This is a genomic window from Pandoraea terrae (genome assembly GCF_902459695.1).
Lineage (GTDB): Bacteria > Pseudomonadota > Gammaproteobacteria > Burkholderiales > Burkholderiaceae > Pandoraea > Pandoraea terrae.
The window spans coordinates 375,933-398,228 of record NZ_CABPRZ010000002.1 but is presented as its reverse complement, the minus strand read 5'-3'; the positions used below and the strand labels follow the sequence as shown (position 1 = coordinate 398,228).

At 63.9% G+C, this 22,296-nt stretch carries 18 protein-coding genes; 8 read left to right on the top strand and 10 right to left on the bottom strand.

All coding sequences use genetic code 11. The features are described from left to right. Positions 1 to 28 precede the first annotated feature (28 nt). The 3 genes from PTE30175_RS03825 to uraH all read right to left on the bottom strand — a co-directional run bounded on the left by PTE30175_RS03825 (position 29) and on the right by uraH (position 3,203). Entirely contained in the window at positions 29 to 1,438 is a 1,410-nt protein-coding gene (locus PTE30175_RS03825; protein ID WP_150695709.1) for an MATE family efflux transporter, read from the bottom strand. Positions 1,439 to 1,600: 162 nt separating this feature from the next. Next, positions 1,601 to 2,812 (bottom strand): urate hydroxylase PuuD, encoded by a 1,212-nt coding sequence (locus PTE30175_RS03820; RefSeq protein WP_150695708.1) that lies wholly within the window; start codon positions 2,810 to 2,812, stop codon positions 1,601 to 1,603. A 40-nt stretch (positions 2,813 to 2,852) separates the two neighbouring features. Next, positions 2,853 to 3,203, bottom strand: a complete 351-nt coding sequence (gene uraH, locus PTE30175_RS03815) for a hydroxyisourate hydrolase (protein WP_150695707.1) — start codon at positions 3,201 to 3,203, stop codon at positions 2,853 to 2,855. Positions 3,204 to 3,634: 431 nt separating this feature from the next. On the opposite strand from uraH, the gene PTE30175_RS03810 reads away from it, so the two are divergent. Both PTE30175_RS03810 and PTE30175_RS03805 read left to right on the top strand, forming a co-directional pair. Next, the gene (locus tag PTE30175_RS03810; protein ID WP_150695706.1) at positions 3,635 to 4,990 is read left to right on the top strand and encodes a nucleobase:cation symporter-2 family protein; all 1,356 of its coding nucleotides are present in this window, start codon (positions 3,635 to 3,637) and stop codon (positions 4,988 to 4,990) included. 21 nt (positions 4,991 to 5,011) lie between these two features. Continuing rightward, entirely contained in the window at positions 5,012 to 6,376 is a 1,365-nt protein-coding gene (locus tag PTE30175_RS03805) for an 8-oxoguanine deaminase (protein WP_150695705.1), read from the top strand. Positions 6,377 to 6,493: 117 nt separating this feature from the next. On the opposite strand, the gene PTE30175_RS03800 is transcribed toward PTE30175_RS03805, so the two are convergent. Beyond that, on the bottom strand, positions 6,494 to 7,432 hold the full coding sequence (locus tag PTE30175_RS03800) for a LysR substrate-binding domain-containing protein (protein WP_150695704.1): 939 nt from the start codon (positions 7,430 to 7,432) through the stop codon (positions 6,494 to 6,496). Positions 7,433 to 7,837: 405 nt separating this feature from the next. Here PTE30175_RS03800 and PTE30175_RS03795 point away from each other — a divergent pair, with 405 nt between their 5' ends. Together PTE30175_RS03795 and PTE30175_RS03790 are read left to right on the top strand one after the other, a co-directional pair. Further along, positions 7,838 to 9,430 (top strand): ABC-F family ATPase, encoded by a 1,593-nt coding sequence (locus PTE30175_RS03795; protein WP_150695703.1) that lies wholly within the window; start codon positions 7,838 to 7,840, stop codon positions 9,428 to 9,430. Positions 9,431 to 9,663: 233 nt separating this feature from the next. Further along, positions 9,664 to 11,094 (top strand): aldehyde dehydrogenase family protein, encoded by a 1,431-nt coding sequence (locus tag PTE30175_RS03790; RefSeq protein WP_150695702.1) that lies wholly within the window; start codon positions 9,664 to 9,666, stop codon positions 11,092 to 11,094. Positions 11,095 to 11,147: 53 nt separating this feature from the next. Here PTE30175_RS03790 and PTE30175_RS03785 read toward each other — a convergent pair whose 3' ends face one another. The 4 genes from PTE30175_RS03785 to PTE30175_RS03770 all read right to left on the bottom strand — a co-directional run bounded on the left by PTE30175_RS03785 (position 11,148) and on the right by PTE30175_RS03770 (position 15,147). After that, on the bottom strand, positions 11,148 to 11,345 hold the full coding sequence (locus tag PTE30175_RS03785; RefSeq protein ID WP_150695701.1) for a DUF1289 domain-containing protein: 198 nt from the start codon (positions 11,343 to 11,345) through the stop codon (positions 11,148 to 11,150). A 174-nt stretch (positions 11,346 to 11,519) separates the two neighbouring features. Beyond that, positions 11,520 to 12,854 carry a putative bifunctional diguanylate cyclase/phosphodiesterase gene (locus PTE30175_RS03780; RefSeq protein WP_150695700.1) on the bottom strand — a complete coding sequence of 445 codons (1,335 nt, stop codon included), beginning with the start codon at positions 12,852 to 12,854 and terminating at the stop codon, positions 11,520 to 11,522. A 327-nt stretch (positions 12,855 to 13,181) separates the two neighbouring features. Continuing rightward, entirely contained in the window at positions 13,182 to 14,435 is a 1,254-nt protein-coding gene (locus PTE30175_RS03775; RefSeq protein WP_150695699.1) for an NAD(P)/FAD-dependent oxidoreductase, read from the bottom strand. A 229-nt stretch (positions 14,436 to 14,664) separates the two neighbouring features. After that, the gene (locus tag PTE30175_RS03770; protein ID WP_150695698.1) at positions 14,665 to 15,147 is read right to left on the bottom strand and encodes a Cd(II)/Pb(II)-responsive transcriptional regulator; all 483 of its coding nucleotides are present in this window, start codon (positions 15,145 to 15,147) and stop codon (positions 14,665 to 14,667) included. Positions 15,148 to 15,215: 68 nt separating this feature from the next. Here PTE30175_RS03770 and PTE30175_RS03765 point away from each other — a divergent pair, with 68 nt between their 5' ends. Beyond that, complete coding sequence (locus tag PTE30175_RS03765) at positions 15,216 to 17,552, top strand: heavy metal translocating P-type ATPase (RefSeq protein ID WP_150695697.1); 2,337 nt, start codon at positions 15,216 to 15,218, stop codon at positions 17,550 to 17,552. Here PTE30175_RS03765 and PTE30175_RS03760 read toward each other — a convergent pair. After that, the gene (locus PTE30175_RS03760) at positions 17,504 to 18,415 is read right to left on the bottom strand and encodes a CHAD domain-containing protein (RefSeq protein WP_191628810.1); all 912 of its coding nucleotides are present in this window, start codon (positions 18,413 to 18,415) and stop codon (positions 17,504 to 17,506) included. The two genes, PTE30175_RS03765 and PTE30175_RS03760, sit on opposite strands and share 49 nt — an antisense overlap. A 228-nt stretch (positions 18,416 to 18,643) precedes the next feature. Continuing rightward, on the bottom strand, positions 18,644 to 18,922 hold the full coding sequence (locus PTE30175_RS03755; RefSeq protein ID WP_150695695.1) for an HU family DNA-binding protein: 279 nt from the start codon (positions 18,920 to 18,922) through the stop codon (positions 18,644 to 18,646). 477 nt (positions 18,923 to 19,399) lie between these two features. On the opposite strand from PTE30175_RS03755, the gene PTE30175_RS03750 reads away from it, so the two are divergent. The 3 genes from PTE30175_RS03750 (at position 19,400) to PTE30175_RS03740 (ending at position 22,230) form a co-directional block, all read left to right on the top strand. Beyond that, positions 19,400 to 20,218 carry a phosphodiesterase gene (locus tag PTE30175_RS03750; RefSeq protein WP_150695694.1) on the top strand — a complete coding sequence of 273 codons (819 nt, stop codon included), beginning with the start codon at positions 19,400 to 19,402 and terminating at the stop codon, positions 20,216 to 20,218. A 107-nt stretch (positions 20,219 to 20,325) separates the two neighbouring features. Further along, complete coding sequence (galE, locus tag PTE30175_RS03745; RefSeq protein WP_150695693.1) at positions 20,326 to 21,357, top strand: UDP-glucose 4-epimerase GalE; 1,032 nt, start codon at positions 20,326 to 20,328, stop codon at positions 21,355 to 21,357. Between the two features lie 102 nt (positions 21,358 to 21,459). Further along, positions 21,460 to 22,230 (top strand): ferredoxin--NADP reductase, encoded by a 771-nt coding sequence (locus PTE30175_RS03740; RefSeq protein WP_150695692.1) that lies wholly within the window; start codon positions 21,460 to 21,462, stop codon positions 22,228 to 22,230. Positions 22,231 to 22,296 lie beyond the last annotated feature (66 nt).

Genomic DNA, 22,296 nt, shown 5'->3' with positions numbered 1-22,296 from the left:
CTGTCAATGCCGGTGCTGGCGCCGGCCGTCAGGGCCTGTTCACGCGAATATCGGGCCCGCGTGGCCCGGCCACCGGCGCAACGTCCTTGAAGGCACGGCCGCTGCGATCGGCCGTGCGGTAGAGCCATGCGCTCGCGGCGAGCGTCAGCAACTCCGTAATCAGCAGCGTGTACCAGATCGCCGCGCCCCCGAAGGCAGCGTTGAGCAGCCACAGGATGCCGAGCAGCAAAATCCAGCTGCGCAGCATGGCGATGATTGCCGACGGACCTGGCGCCTCAATCGCCGTGAGGAAGCCGGCGACGATCAGGTTGCCCGCCGCAGGCAAGAACGCGAGGGCGTACCAGATCACCGCGTGTTCAAGGATGCTCCACGCTTGGCCACCTTCCGGCAGGAACAGGAATGTGAGCGGGCGCGACAGCGTCGCCATTGCAATGGCGACCAGCACGGAGAAGCCCACGACGGCAACGACGCCGAGCCGGAATGAACCCCGCAACGCCTGACGATCGTGCGCGCCACGGTAATAGCTGATCATCGGCTGCATGCTCTGTACGAGCGCGACCATCGTGACCGTGGCGCCGAGCGTCATGTATTCCAGGATCGCGTACGCGGCGAGCCCCGCTTCACTGAAATTCGCAAGGATGACGCGGTTGAACGCGAACACGGTGATGGCCGGTGCGATCGCGCCGAGGAACTCCGACGCGCCGTTGTAGAGCATCTTGCCGACGTGCGACTCGCCCGAGGCGAACGGCCGCCATGCGGGCACGACGCGCTTGGCCAGGAACAGGTGATACCCGAGCATGACGAGACTCGATACGCACATGCTCATACCGGTCGCCCAGGCCGCACCCGCCATGCCGCGGCCCTGAACCACGATGAGCCAATAGTCGAGTGCGATGTTCGTCAGCGCGCCCATGAACATGGCGTACAGGCCGAAGCGGGCCGCCTTCGCACTTTCCGCGCGCAGGAACAGTTCCATGGCGTACAGACCGTTGGCGAACAGGATGAAGTACGCATAGATGCATACAAAGGCCTCCGCCTGCGTCGCCAGTTCGCCCGTGGCGCCCAGCATCGTCACGATCTGCGGCGAGAACAGCAGCACGGCCACGCTCATGACGGCGCTCACACACAGCATGGTCCAGAGCACTTGCGCGAAGACCTGGCGTGCCTCGGCCTCACGGTTTTGGCCGAGCAAGCGCGAGATCAGCGTGGCGCCGCCGACGCCGATCATGACGCTGAAGGCGTACGGCACATAAAGCAGCGGGACGACGAGGTTCAGGGCCGCAAGCGCCTGCTGGCCGACGTAACGGCCGATGAAGATCCCGTCGATGAGCGTGTAGACCGTATAGACCCAGCCGGAAAGGATGGTCGGAACCGCGAGCGCGACATACTGCTTGAGCAAGGCGTTATTCGTGCGTTGCAAAGTACTCGTGTGAGACATGGTGCCCCTCGTGGAGAGCCACCGCGTCGTTTCGGGACGCGGCTTACCGGACGCCGAAGGTAACAGACCGGGGCAAACGGCGGGAGTTCCGGCACCATAAAAAAGAGGCGCCGAAGCGCCTCAACATGGGGTACAGCAAGAAGGAATCGGTGCGATGCAGTGTTACTTTTGTGCGCCGCCGTTGAACCATGCGGCGATTTTCTGGCGTTCGTCGTCGGTCATCTGCGTCACGTTGCCCAGCGGCATCGCCTTCAGGGCGACGGCCTGCTGATAAATGCGCTGGGCGTTTTGCGAGATCTCGTCCGGCGTATCGAACATGACGCCGGCCGGCGCGCTGCCCATCATCGTCGGCTTGGCCGAGTGACACGTGGCGCAGCGTTGCGTCAGGATCGGCTGGATTTCCGACAGCTTGAGCGCGGCAGGCGCAGTGGCGCCCGCTTCACTGTGCGCGGCAGCAGGCGCCGGGGCGGGACGCGGCGCGGCGAACACGGCAACACCGGCCAGCAGGGCGGCGCCCGCGACCGGCAGGGCGTACAGGTTCTTGCCCGAATGACGCAGCACGAAGAACTGACGGATCATGGCGCCTGCGAGCATGATGATCGACAGGATCAGCCAGTTGTACTTGTTGCTGTACGTGAACGCGTAGTGGTTGCTGATCATGATGAACACGACCGGCAGCGTGAAATACGTGTTATGGACCGAGCGCTGTTTGCCGAGCTTGCCCCAGATCGGGTTCGGCACTTCGCCCTTGGCCAGGGCGTCCACGCTCTTGCGCTGGCCCGGGATGATCCAGAAGAACACGTTGGCCGACATGGCGGTCGCCATCATCGCGCCAACGATCAGGAAGGCCGCGCGACCCGCGAAAATATGCGTCGTAGCGAATGTGCAGACGACGACGAAAAGCGCCACGGCGATGCCGAGCACGCGCTCGTTCTTGCCGAGCAGGCGGCACAGGCCGTCGTAGGCGAACCAGCCACCGATCAGGAAGGCGACGGCGATGCCCACGGCCGTGGAGGGCGCGAGATCAGCGACATTCTTGTCAATCAGGTAGGTCTGGGGTTGCAGCAGATACAGCACGCAGAACAGGGCGAAGCCCGACATCCACGTGGTGTACGACTTCCATTTCGACCAGTGCAGGTCTTCCGGCATCTTCGGCGGGGACACCAGGTATTTCTGCGAGTGATAGAACCCGCCGCCATGCACGGACCACATTTCGCCGAACACGCCGCGCTGCTTCGCTTCGGCTTCCTTGGGCGGCTTCAGGCCGTTGTCGAGCATGACGAAGTAAAACGACTCGCCGATCCAGGCAATGGCTGCCACGACGTGCAGCCAGCGCAACAACAGATTGAGCCAGTCGGTGATAAACGCTTCCATCTTATATTCTCCTCTACTGCCTAATGTCGACGCCGCGGTCTCAACTGCCGCGATACGTGCTGTAGCTCCACGGCGACACCAGCAGGGGCACGTGGTAATGCTGATCCGGTTCGGCAATCCCGAAACGCAGGACGACGCGATCGACGAAACGCGGCGTCGGAACTTCGACGCCTTGTGCCGCAAAGTAGTCGCCTGCGTGGAATACGAGTTCGTATTCGCCGGCCTGGAAATCGTCGCCTTCGAGCAGCGGTTTGTCGCAACGGCCGTCGTGGTTGGTCTTCACGTCACGCAGCAGTCGGCGCTCGCCGGCCACGCTCCAGAGTTCCACGCGAATATCGGTGCCCGGCTTGCCGTGGGCGGTATCGAGTACGTGGGTAGTCAGTCGTCCCATGATGTCTCCTGTAATGGATGGATGCATTGTAGGGAGAATGCGGGCATCACCGTGCCCGCAATACCAAAGATAAAACGCGGCGCATATCGCTGCACGCAGCGCTTGCACGCCGTCACACACCGCAGGCAACCCCTCGAGTCCACAATTCAGCGTTAATTTAATTCGTCGAAACGGACCACTGTGCGATTCCGTTATGCCAAGCATAAGGCGTGCGATATCAGACCGGTACGCAAAGCACGGACAATCGCCCCGGAACGCCAGTCGTTACGTGAGTTCTTGGGGAAAACCCGAAAAGCGAGATAACGGCAGAGGCATACGGCTCATGAAAAAAGCACTATAGCCTCGGGCCGTCTTGTCGCGCTGGGGGGCAAAAGTTACCTTTGAGTCACCCAAAAAATACATTCGAACACCCCCCGTGGGACGGAGACGCAATGCGTAAGACTGTCAATGCCGTACATCCGGTCGACGAACGACTGCCGATCGGAAAGTTGTTGATGCTGGGCTTGCAACACGTTTTGGTGATGTATGCGGGCGCCGTTGCGGTGCCCTTGATCGTCGGCGGGGCGCTTGGCCTGCCGAAGGACCAGATCGCCTTTCTCATTTCCGCCGACTTGATGTGCTGCGGTATCGCGACGCTGCTGCAAAGTGTGGGCATCGGCAAATTCGGCATCCGCATGCCGGTGATCATGGCGGTGACATTCGCCGCCGTCGGCCCGATGCTGGCCATCGGCAACAACCCGTCGCTGGGCATCAACGGTATTTTCGGGGCGACGATTGCCGCAGGGGTGATCGGCACGCTCATTGCGCCGCTGGTCGGCAAGCTGCTGCGGTTCTTCCCGCCGATCGTCACGGGCATCGTCATCACGTCGATCGGGCTGACCATCGTCGGCGTGGGCATCAACTGGGCGGCCGGAGGCGTCGGCAACCCCGAGTACGGCGATCCGGTCTATCTGGGCGTGTCGTTCGCCGTGCTGGTGTTCATCCTGCTGATTACGCGCTTCGTGAAGGGCTTCTTCTCGAATATCGCGGTGCTGCTCGGCATCGTTTTCGGGTTCATCATCGCGGTGCTGCTGCACAAGGTGAGTTTCGCCGGCATCGAGCAGGTCAAGTGGTTCGACATTGTCACGCCGTTCCATTTCGGCATGCCCGTGTTCGATCCGTGGGCCATCGGCACGCTGACCATCGTCATGCTGATCACGTTCATCGAGTCGACGGGCATGTTCCTGGCGCTGGGCGAGATCGTCGGCAAGCCGGTGGACGAAAAAGCGCTGGTGTCCGGCCTGCGCGTGGATGGCCTGGCGACGGTCATCGGCGGATTGTTCAACAGCTTCCCGCATACCTCGTTTTCGCAGAATATCGGCCTGGTGGGCGTTACCGGCGTCAAGAGCCGCTGGGTGTGCGTGGCGGCAGGCGGCATCCTCCTGCTGTTCGGCGTGATTCCGAAGATGTCGGTGATCGTGGCGTCGATTCCGCAGTTCGTACTGGGCGGCGCGGGCGTCGTGATGTTCGGGATGGTGATGGCCACCGGCGTGAAGATTCTCGCCAAGGTCGACTACACGAACAATCGCTACAACCTGTATATCGTGGCGATCAGCATCGGCATGGCCATGATCCCGGTGGCCTCGAACAAGTTCTTCGCCAAGATGCCGGAGCAACTGGCACCGCTGCTGCACAGCGGTATCCTGCTTGCCACGATTTCGGCCGTGGCGCTGAACGCATACTTCAACGGCTTGAAAAAGCCGGACGCGCAGACGGACGGGGCGGCCCTCGGTTGCGAAGCGCACTGATTTTTGTAAAGGGAAGCGGTCATGCAAGCGAAAACGCTGCTCGTCAGGAATGCGGAAGTCCTGGTCACGATGGATGCCGGCCGGCGCGAGATCAAACGCGGCGGCCTGTTCATCGAGGGTAACCGCATCCAGGCGGTCGGTCCGACGGACACGCTGCCGGAGACGGCCGACGAAATCCTCGACATGCGCGGTCATGTGGTGATCCCGGGGCTGGTGAATACCCATCACCACATGTACCAGAGCCTCACGCGTGCGATTCCTGCCGCGCAGGACGGTGAACTGTTCAACTGGCTGACGAACCTCTACCCGATATGGGCGGGGCTCACGCCGGAGATGATCCGGGTTTCGACCCAGACGGCGATGGCCGAGTTGCTGCTCTCGGGCTGCACGACGTCGAGCGATCACCTCTATATCTATCCGAACGGCTGCAGGCTCGACGACAGTATCGAGGCGGCGGCCGGGATCGGCATGCGTTTTCACGCGAGCCGCGGCAGCATGAGCGTCGGGCAGAGCCAGGGCGGTTTGCCCCCGGACCGCGTCGTGGAGCGCGAGGCGGACATTCTCAAGGACACGCAGCGCCTGATCGAGACGTATCACGACGCCGGCCGCTATGCCATGCTGCGCGTGGTCGTGGCGCCGTGCTCGCCATTCTCGGTGTCGCGCGACCTGATGCGCGAGGCGGCGGGCATGGCGCGCCACTTCGGCGTCTCGCTGCATACGCACCTTGCAGAGAACGTGAACGACATCGCCTACAGCCGCGAAAAATTCAATATGACGCCAGCCGAGTATGCGCAGGATCTGGGCTGGGTGGGTCACGATGTCTGGCACGCCCACTGCGTGCAGCTCGACGATCCTGGCATCGCCCTGTTCGCGAAGACGGGAACGGGGGTGGCGCATTGCCCGTGCTCCAACATGCGGCTGGCGTCGGGCATTGCGCCGATCCGCCGCATGCGCGACGCCGGCGTGCCGGTCGGGTTGGGCGTCGATGGCTGCGCATCGAACGACGCGGCGAGCATGATCAATGAGGCGCGTCAGGCGCTCTTGCTGCAGCGCGTGGGCTTCGGGCCCAACGCGATGACCGCGCGCGAGGCGCTGGAGATCGCGACGCTCGGCGGCGCGCGGGTGTTGAACCGCGATGATATCGGTGCGTTGGCGCCGGGCATGGCGGCAGACTTCGTCGCTTTCGATACGCGCGGTGTCGGCATGGCCGGCGGCCTGCACGATCCCGTGGCGGCGCTGGTCTTCTGTAATCCGGGACACGCCGCGTACAGTGTGGTGAACGGCCGGGTGGTGGTGCGGGAGGGGCGGCTGACGACGGTCGACCTGCCGAACGTCATCCATCGTCACAATCAGCTGGCGCGGGAACTGGCCGAGGCGGCGCGCTAACCCGGGCCCCAGGGCCCCGGGCGACGGCGTCGTCGCGAGAAGGCGGTGTGTCTACGCATGGACATGCCGCTGGCGGTTCGGCGGGGCGGTGGGGGCCGCTCCGCCGGTAAAACGGCGTTACGACTGCGGACGCTGTTCGAGCAGTGTGCGGGTGGCGTCCGAGATGACGCCGCGCAGCCAGCGCACTTCATCGGAATAATGCGTGCGTTCGTGCCACAACTGGTAGTACTGCATCGGCGGAAAATCGATGGGCGCCTCGACCACGGTCAGGGGCAGGAATTCGGCGTAATGATCGGCGAAGAGCCGCGTCGTCGTGAAGATCAGATCCGATTTCAGCAGCACATAGGGGGCCAGATTGAAGTACGGAATCGTGACCACGACGTTGCGCTTGAGCCGCTCGCGCGCCAGATGCATGTCGATGGCGCCGCGCTGGGCGACGGAATAGGGCGTCGGCGCCAGATGCGGGCTCGCCAGGTATTGCTCCAGCGTCAGGCCGCGCTTGGCATAAGGATGCGAATTGCGCATCAGGCAGACGATCTGGTCGACGAACAGGTTCGATAAATGCAACTGTTCGGGGGGTTCCGGCCAATTGCCGATGACAATGTCCACCTTGCCGTCTTCGAGCGCGTGTTCGTAGTCGAACGCCGGGCCGAGCGAGTGCACCTCGAGTTGTGCGTTCGGCGCTTGCTGGCGGAAACGTTCAACGACCGTCGGCACGAAAAAGACATTCAGGTAGTCGGGCGACCCGATGCGGAACGTGCGGACCGTCGTCGCCGGATCGAAATTCGATTGTTGCACCGTGATGCGTTCGATCTCCCGCAATGCGTTCTGCGTCGGCTCCAGCAGCGATTGGCCGTATTCGGTCGGCACCATGCCCGACTTGCCACGCACCAGCAGCGGATCGCCGGTGATATCGCGCAGGCGGCGCAAGGCCGCGCTGATGGCCGGCTGCGACTGATTCAGCTTGACAGCGGCGCGCGTGACGCTACGCTCGATCAGCAAGGTGTAAAGCACGCGCAGCAGGTAGGTGTCGATCGGTTCGCGGTTTTGACTCATGAGAAATATATTGATCCGCGCATGACGGACCCGGGAATGCATAACTAATCCATTATGAAGCATTAGCCGGGTGCGAGCCATAGCGAGAACCCCTTATCATTGCGCCAATGACGACTCAGGCCTCCCCTGCGTGACCAGGATTCCGTCAACATCGCGATTTGCGCCGCTTGCGCCCCTGCCCACTCCCGGGGCCGCCAACCGACCTACTTATATGAACGCGCCCCGGTTTGCAAGGCAAGTCGAGCCGTCGGCATGCCCCCAGGGGTGAAGGCCGCCGAGGCAAGCGCGTGCGTTGGTCGAAGGCGCTAACGCCCCGCCGTCGTAATCTATTCGCGCAACGATGGTAAAATGCCGGGTTTCGCAGTTCTTCGCTTCAAATACCGCCTCACCTTCCGGAATCCGCCCGTGCTGTCCACTGCCAATATCACCATCCAATTCGGCGCAAAGCCGCTCTTCGAGAATATCTCCGTCAAGTTCGGCGGGGGCAACCGCTACGGCCTGATCGGAGCGAACGGTTGCGGGAAATCCACGTTCATGAAGATCCTCGGCGATGACCTCGAGCCGTCGAGCGGCGTGGTCATGCTGGAGCCGAATGTCCGCGTGGGCAAGCTGAAGCAGGATCAGTTCGCGTTCGAAGAGATGCGCGTGCTCGACGTCGTACTGATGGGGCACGTGGAAATGTGGGCCGCCATGAGCGAGCGCGACGCCATCTACGCCAACCCGGAAGCGACCGACGACGATTATATGCACGCGGCGGAACTCGAAGCGAAGTTTGCCGAGTACGGTGGCTATACGGCGGAAGCGCGGGCAGGTGAACTGCTGTTGGGCGTCGGTATTCCGACGGATCAGCATCAGGGGCCGATGAGCGCCGTCGCGCCGGGCTGGAAGCTGCGCGTGCTGCTCGCGCAAGCGCTGTTCTCCGATCCGGACGTGCTGCTGCTCGACGAACCGACCAATAACCTGGATATCAATACGATCCGCTGGCTGGAAGATGTGCTCAATGAGCGCAATTCCACCATGATCATCATCTCGCACGATCGACATTTCCTGAACCAGGTCTGCACGCACATGGCCGACATGGACTACGGCACACTCAAGGTTTATCCGGGCAATTACGACGACTATATGCTGGCGTCGGCGCAAGCCCGCGAACGCCAGGTCAGCGCCAATGCCAAGGCCAAGGAACGTATCGCCGATCTGCAGGACTTCGTGCGCCGCTTCTCGGCCAACAAGTCGAAGGCCCGCCAAGCCACCAGCCGCCTGAAACAGATCGACAAGATCAAGGTCGAGGACGTCAAGCCGTCATCGCGTCAGAATCCGTTCATCCGCTTCGAATTCGAGAAGAAACTGCATAATCTGGCGGTCGAAGCGGAAGGCGTCAGCAAGGCCTATGACCGCCCGATCTTCAATAATTTCACCGGTGCCGTGCGCGCCGGCGAGAAGGTCGCGATCATTGGCGAGAATGGCGTAGGCAAGACCACGTTGCTGCGTAGCCTGCTCGGCGACCTCGAAGCCGATGCCGGTACGGTGAAGTGGGCCGAACACGCCAATATCGGTTATATGCCGCAGGATACGTCCAGCGCGTTCCCTGAAGACCTGACGCTCACCGACTGGATGACCCAGTGGGCCAAGGAAGGCGACGACGATCAAGTCATTCGCGGCTCGCTCGGACGGCTGCTGTTCGGCGGCGATGATGTGCGCAAGTCGGTGCGGGTGCTCTCGGGCGGCGAAAAGGGCCGCATGATCTGGGGCAAGCTCATGCTGGGCCGTCATAACGTTCTGATGATGGACGAGCCGACCAACCACATGGACATGGAATCGATCGAATCGCTGCAAATGGCGCTCGAACAGTATCCGGGTACGCTGGTGTTCGTTTCGCATGACCGTGAGTTCGTGTCAGGGCTCGCAACGCGGATTATCGAAATCAAGCACGGCAAAATCTCCGACTATCAAGGCACCTACGAAGAGTATCTGGCCAGCCAGGGCGTCGAGGTCTGATCGCCTTCGGATACCGGTCCGACGCCGGCACGGGGAATTGACGCCCCCGGTTCGGCAGCCGCAGGGCGCACGCGCAACCGTGCGCCCTGCGTCGTTTACCGGCTGCGGCTGGCGGCTGCATCGGACAAATGGAAGCGCCGGCTCGGATGGCGCCGATTTGCGCCGAAGCGCTGGGAGCCAGGCAACGGCAGCGCTACAATGGGCCGTTCATGGACGCTGCAGGAGACGACAGCATGACCGCTTACGACAGGTTTTACATCAATGGACAGTGGGTGGCGCCCTCGTGCCGCGACACACTGGAAGTCTTTCATTCGGCCGACGAAACATTGATGGGCACGATTCCCGCCGGGACCGCCGCCGACACGGAAGCAGCCATTGCCGCTGCTGCGGCGGCGCGTGACGCCTGGGCGGCCACGCCGCCCGCCGACCGGGCCGGCTACCTGCGCCGTGTCGCCGCCGGTCTGAAAGCGCGGACCGACGAACTCGCGCAACTCATCACCGGCGAAACCGGCATGCCGATCAAGCTCGCGCGCGCCATCCAGGTGGGCGGTCCCGTCTACCATTGGGGCAAGTACGCAGAGCTCGCCGAGTCCTTCACGTTCGAGGAGCGTGTCGGCAATTCGGTCGTCGTGCGGGAGCCGGTCGGCGTCGTCGGCGCGATCACGCCATGGAACTATCCGCTCAATCAGATCACGTTGAAAGTCGCACCCGCGCTGGCCGCCGGCTGTACTGTCGTGCTCAAGCCGTCGGAAGTGGCGCCGTTCAATGCGTTCGTGCTGGCCGAAGTCATCGACGCGGCAGGGTTGCCGGCGGGTGTCTTCAATCTTGTCACGGGGCTCGGCCCGGTCGTCGGTGAAGTGCTGGCACGCCACCCGGACGTGGACATGGTGTCTTTCACGGGCTCCACACGCGCAGGCAAGCGCGTGTCGGAGGTCGCATCGGCAACCGTCAAGCGTGTGGCGCTGGAACTGGGCGGCAAATCAGCCTCGGTGATTCTCGACGACGCCGATTTGTCAGCCGCCGTGAAAGGCACGCTCAATGCGTGCTATCTCAATTCAGGCCAAACCTGCTCGGCGCATACGCGCATGCTCGTGCCGGCGGCGCGCTACGAGGAAGCCAAGGCGCTGGCGAAGCAGTTTGCGGAGCGTTTCACGCTCGGCGATCCGCGCGAGGAGGGGACACGCCTCGGTCCGCTGGCTTCCGCCGCGCAGCGGGAGCGCGTGACCAGCTATATTCGGCGTGGTCTGGCCGAGGGAGCGGAACTGGTGTCAGGCGGCCCCGATATCCCGGCCGGCCGTGAAACCGGCTTCTTCGTGCAACCGACCGTGCTCGGCAAGGTCAAGCCCGATGCCACGGTGGCACAGGAAGAGATTTTCGGCCCGGTGCTGTCGATCATCACGTATGACAACGAAGACGATGCAGTGCGCATCGCCAATGATTCGATCTACGGTTTGGGCGGAGGCGTGTGGTCGGGCGATGAGGCACGTGCAGTGCGGGTGGCACGGCGTATCCGCACCGGACAGGTTGATATCAACGGCGGAGAGTTCAACGTGCAAGCGCCGTTCGGCGGATTCAAGCAGTCGGGACACGGCCGCGAAAACGGCGTGTACGGGCTTGAAGAGTTCCTGGAATATAAATCCCTGCAGTTCCGCTCGCCAAAGTAGAGGCCATCGCTTCGGGCGTCATGGCGGCGCCACGCGGTGCCGCCACCCATGCTTCACGCCGAATTGCAGAATCGCATGGCCGTACCTTCGCGCTGAATGCGCGTCCACACGGCCTGCTTCTCCTCGTCCGAGAGAAACACCCAGTTGCTGACTTCATGGGCGGTGCGGCCGCAACCTTTGCAAACGTCGTCGAAAAGCGTGGAACAGACGCCGATGCAAGGGCTGTCAGGGCGGTCGTGAAGTTCGGACATGGCAACGCGGCGAAGCGCCGTGGGGAGTGGAGCGGGAGCGCGAAAAATAGCCGGACAACCCTCGGGCAGTCACGAAGCGCGTGCGCCTCGGGTGTCATGGACGACATTATCGCATCTCCTCGCCTCCGGCGTAAAAAGCGGTCGCCGGCGCGAGAACCCGCACGCCGCCCGGGACTACATGCGTCCGTGCCAGTCCCGAATGAACGATTCGATGTGTCCGGGCGGCAGGGGACGAGTGCAATGATACCCTTGCCACGCATGACACCCGAGACTTGCGAGCGCATCGCGCTGGGCGCTGGTCTCGACGCCCTCGGCAACGGTTTCGATTTCGAGTTTGCGCGCGATGGCGATGATGGCGCGAATCAGTTCGGTATCATAACCGCCCATCAGCACGCCCGCGACGAATTGATAGTCGATCTTGACGGTACCGAACGGCCACCGCTTGAGTCGCACGAAGCTGGAGTAGCCGGTGCCAAAGTCGTCGAGCGACAGGCGCACGCCCATCGCAACGAGTTCGTTCATGAGCGTGGCAGCTTCGTCGAGATGGGAAATCAATGACGATTCCGTAATTTCGATCTCGAGCTTCTCGGCATCGACGCGATGATGCTTGAGCGCGTAGCGGACCGTATCGAGCGTGCTCACGCGCATTTGCTGCGCGGAAAGATTGACGGCCACGCGGGGGTATTCCTCGCCGGCATGTCGCCATTGGTCGAGTTGCCGGCAGGCCTCCTGCAGGGTCCAGTCGCCGATCGGGCCGATCACGTCGCATCGCTCGGCCGCCGGGATGAATTCGCCCGGCATGATCAGTTCGTCGTCGCGTTGCCATCGGATCAGCGCTTCCAGGCCAGTCAGGCGGTGGGTGCGCATGTCGATCTGCGGCTGATAGTGCAGTCGGAACTCGGCGCCCGACAGCGCCTGGCCGATCATGCTGCGCCAGTAAGTTTCGTCGCCAGCATCAGCGTCGGGCTCGATCGCGTTGGTATCGCTCTGCGGCGCCTCGCTCACCAGGAATCGCGCTTCGCTCTCGCGAATGGCCAGATCCGCGACGTCCGCCGTGTGCTTGAGCAGCGTGGCGGGCCAGACGGGGACTTGCGGGAGGTGCGTGATGCCGGCCGAAATAATCGGGTAGAGCAGTCCGTCACCGCAGGGCATCGGTGATTCGCCCGCGCGGATGAAGCGTTTGGCAATTTGCACGGCTGCGTCGCGGTTGCCGAGGTCGCGCAGCAGGATGGCGATCTGATGATCGGCCACGCGGCCGATCAGGTCGCGGCGGCGAATACGCGAGCCGATCCGGAAGGCGACCGTGGCCAGCATGTCGGCATCGGACAGATGACGCTTGTGGCGCGCGGTGTTCTGACCGCGGCCGACATGCAGCACGAGCAGCGCGCTGTGGGCGCCCGGCGAGTTCGGCGTGCGAAGCTCCAGGCTCAAGGCGCGCAACAGCCGCTGGCGATCGAGCAGCAGATCGGCCAGCGCTACCTGGCGGCGCAGGGCGTTGGTGTCGTTCATAGCGCCGGCCGCACATGCGTCGCCGCGCACGGCGCCCGTCCGGGGCAGGCCGGGCTTCCGCCGATATCGTGCCTACGTGTCAAACAGGTCGTGCCGCCAAATAACCTTTCAGTCATGTTCTGCATAAGACGCGGGGAAAATGTCGGCCAGACGGCTTGGCCGACCGGCAGACCGCGCGCAAGGCGTGGCCTGACGGATGCGCGTTCCCGGTTGCGGTGCTATCGGGTTCTCGTCCTGTTAACGGCAGGCGGCCCAGAAAATTGAGGCCGGGTTGCAACGGAAGGCATGGCGGACCGGCCGACGGGATTCAGGCCGGCCGATCGGGTGTCACCGCGCCGGACGCGCGAGCCATTCACGGCCGCGCAGCATGCCGTTCCAATACACCTGCGGCAGGATGTACTTTTTCAGCACCCAGGCGATGCGGTTGGCATGCGTGCCGTCGATCGGGAAGGTGGGCAGCAATTTGCCGCCATAGCCGAACTCCGCCAGCACGATCTTGCCGTGCTCGACGGTCAACGGGCAGGCGCCATAGCCGTCGTACTGGAGCGGCATCGGGCGGCCGTCGAGCGTCGCGAGCAGATTCTCGGCCACGACCACGGCTTGCTTGCGGGCTGCGGCCGCGGTCTTTGCGTTGGGCGCCGAGCACGCATCGCCCATACCGAAGACGTTGGCGTGGCGCGGATGCTGGAGCGTGCCCTGGTCAACGGCACACCAGCCCGCAGCATCGGCCAGCGGACTGGCGCGCACCACATCGGGCGCGCTTTGCGGGGGCACGGCGTGCAGGATATCGAAGGGTTTGTCGACAAACGTCGATTGGCCTTCCGCATTGACGATCTCGAAGCGCGCCACGCGGCGTGCGCCGTCGACGGCACGCAGATGCGAACCGAAGTTCAGCGAGATGCCGTACTTGTTGACGTACTCCATCAGGGCCGGCACGAAATCCTTGACGCCGAACAGCACCGGGGCAACCAGGTGAAACTCGATCCTGGCCTTGTCCAGCACACCCTGGCGGCGCCAGGTGTCCGCCGACAGATACATGGCCTTCTGCGGCGCCCCGGCGCACTTGATCGGCATCGGCGGCTGCGTAAACAGGGCGTTGCCACCGCGAAACTGCTTGACCAGCGACCAGGTATAAGGGGCCAGGTCGAAGCGGTAGTTCGACGTCACGCCGTTTTGGCCGAGGGTTTCGGAGAGGCCGTCGATCGCTTCCCAGTTCAACTGCAGACCGGGTGCAACGATCAGGAAGCGATAGCCGAGGCGGCGGCCGTCGGACAGGCTGACATGATTCTGCTCAGGCGCAAACGCCGTGATGGCGGCCTTGAGCCATGTCACGCCTGGCGGAATGACGCTCGCCATTGGACGTGCGGTGTCGGCGGACTCGAATTCACCGGCGCCCACGAGCGTCCAGGCGGGCTGATAGTAGTGCGTGTCGGCAGGCTCGACGATGGTAATCGAGAGCGTCGGGCGCCGGCGGCGCAGGCTCGCGGCAACGGAAATGCCCGCGGCGCCGCCGCCCATGATGACGATGTCGGCGCTGTCAGTCGTCGTGGGCTGGGGCGTGGCGAATACGTCGCTTGGCATAAGGTCTCCGAGAGTGTGGCGCGCGGTCGGGCGCGAAAATGTTTTGCAGGCATCGGTGCGGTTCGCGATTCACGCGGCCCCGCGTTGCGTGCCGTTCATCCGCACTCAATCGAAGTGCGAACGGGTTTTGTCGCATTGTATCGAACTCGCCAGCGTCCAGCGAGTTTCCTCATGCAACAAACGCGCCATGGGCGAACGGGGTTGACCGGGAGGATCGCAGGAACGCACGTCAATGCGTGTGACATGCCTCGTCGCAGGTGGGCGTGATCGTCTCCTGGCCGGTCTGCGCGTCCGTGTGGCAGGCGCACGCTTCGCCGTGCGCCCCCTGCATCAGGGCACGCAGGATGCCGCAGTCCTGGGTTTCGTGACGGCTGCGGCATTGCGACTGCAGGTGCAGCAATTGCTGCTCCAGCGATTGCAGGGCGTGGATGCGCGCATGCACGCGCGCCAGATGCGATTCGATCAGCCGGTTCGCATCCTCGCAGGTCACGTGTGTGTCATGGGCCAGTTCCGCGAGACGTTTGGCGTCGGCCAGCGGCATGTCGAGCGAGCGGCAATGGCGGATGAACCGCAGGGCTTCCACATGCTCCTCGCCGTATGCCCGGTAGCCCGCATCGGTGCGCGGCGGGGCGGCCAGCAAGCCGGCGCGTTCGTAATAGCGGATGGTTTCGACATCCGTGTCGGCGGCTTTGGCCAGCGCTCCAATTCTCATGCTTGACTCCGTAGTCGCTACAGGGTTTTCAATCTAGGGTAACACTTTTTGCGTTACCGGGAGAATTCATGCCGAGCAATACGGACACCGTCATGCCCCCCTCGCTGCCGTCCAGGCCGTCGCACGATCATGCCGGGACTGGCGCGCACCCGGCGCCGTGTTGCGGCCACGATCACGCCCACGCTGGGACGGCGGCCGTGACGGCGGCGCCCTCCGATGCGCTGCCGCAGGTGCGATTCCGGATCGAGCAGATGGATTGCCCGACCGAGGCGCAACTGATTCGCGACCAGCTCGGGAAGCAGTCCGGCGTCGCCGATCTGTATTTCAATCTGCTCACGCGCGAACTGACGGTGGTGGCCGCCGCCGCGGCTGATGTCGCCGCCGTATCGGAGGCGTCGGCCCGGACACTGCGCAGTCTCGGCATGACGCCGGTGCGGCTCGGTCCCGGCGACAATGCGGCAAACGCTGCCCCGGATGCTGCACGCCGTGCGCGCGCGGGTGTTTGGCGCCTTGGCGCCGGCGGTGCGCTGGCGGCCTTGGCCGAAGGGGCCGCGTGGGCTGGCGTGCCGGAGCACAGCCCGTGGATCGGTGCGGCGGTCGTTGCCGCGATTGCCTTGTGCGGCTTGCCTACGCTGAAGAAGGGCTGGATCGCGCTACGTCACGTGACGCTGAACATCCATTTCCTGATGTCGCTTGCGGTGCTCGGCGCGCTTGCGATCGGCCAGTGGCCGGAGGCCGCGATGGTGATCGTGCTCTTCGCACTCGCCGAGAAGCTGGAAGCCGCGTCGCTCACGCGCGCGCGCCGGGCGGTCGAGGCATTGATGCAGCTGAGTCCCGAGCAGGCGTCCGTCGCCCAGGCGGACGGAACTTGGCAGGACACCGCGGTCGAACGCATCACCGTCGGCGCCGTGGTGCGCGCGCGTCCCGGCGAACGCATCGCCTTGGACGGTGTCGTCGAGCAGGGGGCGTCCGCCGTGAATCAGGCGCCGATCACGGGCGAGTCCGTGCCCGTCGACAAACATCCCGGCGACGTGGTCTACGCAGGCAGCATCAACGAGAGTGGCCTGCTGGCCTACCGCGTTAGCACCGCGCCGGGCGACACGACGCTTGCGCGCATCGTGAGGATCATCGAAACCGCACAGCAGCAGCGCTCGCCGACGCAGCGTTTTGTTGACCGGTTCTCCCGCGTCTACACGCCGGCTGTCGTCTTGTGCGCCTTGCTCGTGGCGTTCGTGCCGCCGTTGGCATTGGGACTGGCGTGGACCCCCTGGATCTATAGCGCGTTGGTGATGCTTGTGATCGCGTGTCCGTGCGCGCTCGTGATTTCCACGCCGGTGACGGTCGTGAGCGGACTAACGGCCGCCGCGCACATGGGGATTTTGATCAAGGGCGGGGCGTTCCTCGAAACGGGGCGGCGCCTGCGCGTCGTCGCGCTCGACAAGACCGGCACGCTCACGCGTGGCGAGCCGGTCCTGACGGATGTCGAGCCGCTTGACGGCCGGGATCGCGCCGAAATGCTGGCCTTGGCGGCCGCGCTGGACTCGCACACGACCCATCCGATCGCCCGCGCGGTCGTGGCCGCCCACGCGGGGCCGCTGGCGGCCGTCGATGCCTTTGAAGCGTTGCACGGGCAGGGCGTGCGCGGCCGTATCGCAGGCACGCTCTACTACCTCGGCAATCACCGGCTGATCGAATCGCTGGGGGTGTGCCGTCCCGAGGTGGAAGCGGCGTTGCAACGGCTGGAGGCGCAGGCGCGCACCGCGATTGTGCTGGCCGACGAAACCCAAGCGCTTGCCGTGCTCGCCGTCGCCGATACCTTGCGCGATGGGAGCCGTGAAGCGCTGACACGTTTGACGGCCTTGGGCATTCACACCGTGATGTTGACGGGCGACAACCGCGCCACGGCAGATGTCATCGGGCACGCAGCGGGCGTGACGGATGTGCGGGCCGAGCTACTGCCGGAAGACAAATGGCAAGCGGTCACGCAGCTTCGCAAGACGTACGGGCCCGTCGGCATGGTCGGCGACGGGATCAACGACGCGCCTGCACTGGCCGCGTCGGACGTCGGCTTCGCCATGGGCCTGGCGGGGACCGACACGGCGCTCGAAACGGCCGACGTCACGCTCATGGATGACGATTTGCGCAAACTCCCGGCGTATATCGGTCTGTCGCGCCGAACGTCATCGGTGCTCACGCAGAATATCGTGCTGGCGCTCGGGATCAAGGTGGTGTTTTTCGGTCTTGCACTGTCGGGGGCGGCATCGCTCTGGATGGCGGTGTTTGCCGACGTCGGCGCAAGCCTGCTGGTGATCGCCAACGGCATGCGGCTGTTGCGCACGGCGGACGTGGCCGCCGGTCAACGCTGGCGTATCGCGCGCCGCAATGCGTCGGGCGAAGGCAGTTGATGCACCGCCTGCGCGGCGGTTTGCGTCAGATTTGCCATGCGCGAGTCGAGCCAGTGGCCGATAACCTCCCGTTGCGACGGCAAAACGGGCCAAGTGTCGCAATGCTGGCGGGCGACGCCAAGGTCATGCACCTCGCCCAGCAGGTCCTGCGCCGTTCGCAGGGTGGCGAGATATCTCGTGCATACTGATTTTCGAAGCCACGGCGACAACATGTCCGTGGCGTAGCGGGCTGCCTTGATTCGCACCCGCAATCGATGGAGTTGCTCGGGCGAGAGCGTGGCCATTTGACCGACCTCGGGAAACAGGCTGTCGCAATGGCGGCGCAACTGCCGCACCGCCCGCCGTGCCAATGCCTTGGGCCCGGTGGCGGACGCGCCACGGCCGGGTTTGAGCGCGCGGGCACGGCGCAGGTTCGGCGATCCCTTTGCGCCGATGCCGAACGCGCGCTTGATCCGGCGCACAAGCCTGGCATGGCGCGCGTCGAAAAGGGCTTGCGCAGCGTTGCCATACATTTCGGTCTGGCGTAATTCGGCGGCCGCGCGCGTGGCTTCCCAGTCGATCGTACTGTGCGCGAGCTGCAAGGCGGGAAGCGTGGCCGTGAGGAAGACATCTGCGTCGCGCGCCGCGCCAAGCGCACCGGCGAACTTGCGCAGACGCCTGCGCAATCGCTGCCGCCACCGGCGTTCGAGCCACGGCGCAAACACATCGAGCAGGGTGCGCATCTGACGCGTTGCGACTCGGCAGTCGTGGATGATCTCAGGATCGGTCGGCGCGCCGGAAACGGGGTCGGGCGTTGGCCATCGGGCGAGGATTTCGGCCGCGAGCCGCGTGACGGCGTCGTGGGCCGATCGTCTGCGCAGCACGCGTGGGCGCAGTGGTGGAAGCTTCGGGCAAGCGGTGGCGTTCACGCGAAGGAGTGCCGGCGGACCTCGGGCCGAACGGGCCGGTGTGCCGAGCAAATGGCATGGTTACTCCATTATGGAGGAAAGCCATTCGCGGGGAAAGCACGGCGTCGAAGTCCGTGCCGCCGCCCGCGTTGGGTGCGCGAAAAAGAGCGGCCGGCACGAAGGCCGGCCTGCGCGCAACCGAAATTACTTCTTGTTGACTGCGTCCTTGAACGCCTTGCCAGCCGTGAACTTCACGGTCTTGGCGGCCGGGATCTTGATCTCTTCGCCGGTCTTCGGGTTACGGCCGACACGAGCGGCACGCTTGCCCGAGCTGAACGAACCAAAGCCGATCACCTGCACGTTATCACCCTTGCTAACGGTCTTCTTGATGACTTCCAGAGCCGTGTCGAGCGTTTCGCCGGTTTGGGCTTTGCTCTGGCCGGTTTTGGCAGCGATGGCGTCGATCAATTCCTGTTTGTTCATGTGTAATTCCCTTGAGAGGTGGTAAATACCGGCGACAACTCTAACACTTTCGCCATTTGACGGGTGCTGGTGTTGTATCCGCGCCATAACCCACGCGGTGCGTGCGTCATTGCTACCGTCTCGGAGCCGTCCCGCGAGGGGTGAATCACCCCATCCCGCGGAGGGCCCGCAACGGCGCCGGCACTAGCCGGGCAGCCGCATTATAGAGCCTTCGGCGCTCTGTGGGCCAGTTCTGGCGGTGGTTTGCGGGCTTTTTGACATGTAATTCCCCGTAAAACTTCATGGCGGCCGGGGAAATCCTCGTCAGATGAGGCACTTACGCGGTCCGGCAGCCGAAACCCCTTGATGGGCGGTACTCGGTGCTTTCCCTAGTGCATCTTCGTGCCAATATCGGGCCCATGCTGCGCGGTCTACACTCGAAAGAGGCGGTGTTTGTCGTTCCGGCACCGGCCGTCAGCGTTCCCCCAGAGGCATGTCATGCTGTTTTGCCAAATCACCGATCTTCATATCAAGCGTCCGGGCGAGTTGGCCTGTGCGCGCGTCGACACCGCCGCAGCGCTGCGGCGCGCGGTGTCTGCCATCAACGCATTGCGTCCGCGACCGCAGGCCGTCTTCGCCACCGGCGATCTGGTCGACGACGCAGATATATTGGAGTACGAATATTTGCGTGAGTTGCTCACGCCACTCGAAGTGCCCGTGTTTTTCCTCGTTGGCAATCACGACGATCGCGAGAAATTGCGCAGGGCGTTCCCCGAGCATGCCTATCTGCGTACCGGCGGGCCGTTCGTGCAGTACACGTTGGAACTGGGGCCGTTGTCGATCGTCGCACTGGATACACAAGACCCGCCGAATGGAGGCGGGCATTTGTGCGATCAGCGGCTGGCGTGGCTCGATGAACAGCTCGGGCGCCGCTCGGGCCGTCCGACCGTCGTGCTGATGCATCACCCGCCGTTCGACACGGGTATCGGGTTCATGGACGAACTGGGCCTGTCGGCGGCGGGCAAACGCGGACTCGCCGAGGTGCTGTCGCGTCACGCGCATGTGGAGCGCGTGTTGTGCGGACATGTGCATCGGAGCATCACGGCGTGCTTTGCCGGCACGATTGCATCGACTTGCGTATCGACGGCCCATCAGATCACGCTTGTACTCGAGCCGGCGGCGCCTGAGTCGATCATGCTGGAACCGCCCGGTTATGGCGTGTATCTCTGGCACCCTGACGCGGGCCTGCGCTCGCACCTCGCTTACACCGAAACGTACGAGGGACCGCTGACGTTCGAAGGTGAGCCTTTGCGCTGAGCGGTACTTGCCTGTCAGCGCCGGCACGCCGCGCGATTTCGCGAAATCCGTTGCGGTAGAATGGGCGCGGCCGCTGAGGCGGCCGTCCCGCAGACCCCGAAATTGATATGACCACCAAGGGCACCATTCTCGTCACCGGCGGCGCCGGCTATATCGGATCGCACACCTGTGTCGAACTGCTTGAACACGGCTACGACGTCGTCGTGCTCGATAACCTGGTCAACAGCCGCCCCGAAGCGATATCCCGCGTGCGCCGCATCACCGGGCGCGACCTGGCGTTAGTGGAGGGCGACGCGTGTTCGCCCGAGACTATGGCGCGGGTGTTCGACCGTTATCCGATCACCGGCGCGATTCACTTCGCCGCCTTGAAAGCGGTCGGGGAGTCGGTCGCAAAGCCGCTTGAGTACTACCGCAACAACATCGGCAGCCTGCTCACGCTAACGGAAACCATGCGCTCGCGTGGCGTGAAGACGCTTGTCTTCAGCTCGTCGGCGACTGTCTACGGCAACCCGGCGTCGGTGCCGATCGACGAATCGTTTCCGCTGTCCGCCACCAATCCGTACGGCCAGACGAAGTTGATCGGCGAACAGATCCTGGCCGACCTTGCCGCGGCCGACCCGTCGTGGCGCATTGCCGTGCTGCGCTATTTCAATCCGGTCGGCGCTCACGAGAGCGGGCTGATCGGTGAGGATCCTGCAGGCATCCCCAACAATCTGATGCCGTTCGTCGCCCAGGTCGCCGTGGGCAAATTGCCCCGATTGCGCGTTTTCGGTGGCGACTGGCCGACGCCGGACGGCACCGGCGTACGCGACTACATTCACGTCGTCGATCTGGCGCGGGGGCATTTGGCGGCGCTCGACCGCCTGTCGACGCTCGATTGCGGCTTCACCGTCAACCTTGGCGCCGGACGAGGTTATAGCGTGCTGGAAGTGATTCGGGCGTTCGAAGCGGCGAGCGGGCGGCCAGTGCCCTACGAGATCGTCGACCGGCGGCCTGGCGACATTGCGGCGTGCTATGCGGAGCCGGGCGCCGCGAAGCGCCTGCTCGATTGGCAGGCGGCGTTCGGCCTTGAGCGGATGTGCGCGGACCATTGGCGCTGGCAGGCACAAAACCCGCACGGATTTCGTTCAGACAAATGAAAGTCATTCCCATGTAGGGTAAAATAGACAGGTTCACCGGCCCGCGGCGCCGGCAATCGCGTCGACGCTGCCTGGCGGGCCATCGCCCATGTCTACTTCAATATGAGTTCACAGAATCAACAAACGGTGCTGGAGGTCCATCACTGGACTGACACGCTGTTCAGCTTCAAGACCACGCGCGACGCTTCGTTCCGATACGTCAACGGCCAGTTCACCATGATCGGCCTCGAAGTCGCGGGCAAGCCGCTATTGCGCGCCTACAGCATGGCGAGCGCCAATTACGAGGAAACGCTCGAGTTCCTGAGCATCAAGGTGCCGGAGGGGCCGTTGACGTCGCGGCTTCAGCATCTGCAGCCGGGCGATTCGGTCATTGTCGGCCGCAAGCCCACGGGCACGCTGATTGTCGACAACCTGCTGCCGGGCAGGAACCTGTATTTGCTGTCGACCGGCACGGGTCTGGCGCCGTTCATGAGCATCATCCGCGATCCGGAAGTCTACGAGCGCTATGAACACATCGTGCTCACGCATACCTGCCGTTTCGTCGACGAACTTGCCTACCGCGACCTCATTACCGAGCACCTGCCGGCGCACGAGTATCTGGGCGAGTACGTGCGCGACAAGCTGATCTACTATCCTACGGTCACGCGCGAAGACTTCGAGAACCAGGGCCGTATTACGGAACTGATCGAGTCGGGCAAGCTTTTCACCGACATCGGCCTGCCGCCGTTCTCGACGCAGGACGATCGCATCATGCTGTGCGGCAGCCCGGATATGCTCAAGGACACGCGTGCGCTGCTTGAAGCACGCGGGTTCACCGAAGGCCACAATCACGCGCCGGGGCATTATCTCGTGGAGCGCGCGTTCGTCGGCTGATCGGCCGTGCCGAGTGCCGCCTGATCGTCAGGCGGCACCATTCTCCAGCGGCGCGATGCCGTCCGG

Excerpts from the sequence above, each read along its gene's own strand:
- PTE30175_RS03825 (WP_150695709.1), bottom strand. The coding sequence starts at position 1,438 with ATGTCTCACACGAGTACTTTGCAACGCACGAATAACGCCTTGCTCAAG.
- PTE30175_RS03820 (WP_150695708.1), bottom strand. The coding sequence starts at position 2,812 with ATGGAAGCGTTTATCACCGACTGGCTCAATCTGTTGTTGCGCTGGCTG.
- uraH (WP_150695707.1), bottom strand. The coding sequence starts at position 3,203 with ATGGGACGACTGACTACCCACGTACTCGATACCGCCCACGGCAAGCCG.
- PTE30175_RS03810 (WP_150695706.1), top strand. The coding sequence starts at position 3,635 with ATGCGTAAGACTGTCAATGCCGTACATCCGGTCGACGAACGACTGCCG.
- PTE30175_RS03805 (WP_150695705.1), top strand. The coding sequence starts at position 5,012 with ATGCAAGCGAAAACGCTGCTCGTCAGGAATGCGGAAGTCCTGGTCACG.
- PTE30175_RS03800 (WP_150695704.1), bottom strand. The coding sequence starts at position 7,432 with ATGAGTCAAAACCGCGAACCGATCGACACCTACCTGCTGCGCGTGCTT.
- PTE30175_RS03790 (WP_150695702.1), top strand. The coding sequence starts at position 9,664 with ATGACCGCTTACGACAGGTTTTACATCAATGGACAGTGGGTGGCGCCC.
- PTE30175_RS03785 (WP_150695701.1), bottom strand. The coding sequence starts at position 11,345 with ATGTCCGAACTTCACGACCGCCCTGACAGCCCTTGCATCGGCGTCTGT.
- PTE30175_RS03780 (WP_150695700.1), bottom strand. The coding sequence starts at position 12,854 with ATGAACGACACCAACGCCCTGCGCCGCCAGGTAGCGCTGGCCGATCTG.
- PTE30175_RS03775 (WP_150695699.1), bottom strand. The coding sequence starts at position 14,435 with ATGCCAAGCGACGTATTCGCCACGCCCCAGCCCACGACGACTGACAGC.
- PTE30175_RS03770 (WP_150695698.1), bottom strand. The coding sequence starts at position 15,147 with ATGAGAATTGGAGCGCTGGCCAAAGCCGCCGACACGGATGTCGAAACC.
- PTE30175_RS03765 (WP_150695697.1), top strand. The coding sequence starts at position 15,216 with ATGCCGAGCAATACGGACACCGTCATGCCCCCCTCGCTGCCGTCCAGG.
- PTE30175_RS03755 (WP_150695695.1), bottom strand. The coding sequence starts at position 18,922 with ATGAACAAACAGGAATTGATCGACGCCATCGCTGCCAAAACCGGCCAG.
- PTE30175_RS03750 (WP_150695694.1), top strand. The coding sequence starts at position 19,400 with ATGCTGTTTTGCCAAATCACCGATCTTCATATCAAGCGTCCGGGCGAG.
- galE (WP_150695693.1), top strand. The coding sequence starts at position 20,326 with ATGACCACCAAGGGCACCATTCTCGTCACCGGCGGCGCCGGCTATATC.
- PTE30175_RS03740 (WP_150695692.1), top strand. The coding sequence starts at position 21,460 with ATGAGTTCACAGAATCAACAAACGGTGCTGGAGGTCCATCACTGGACT.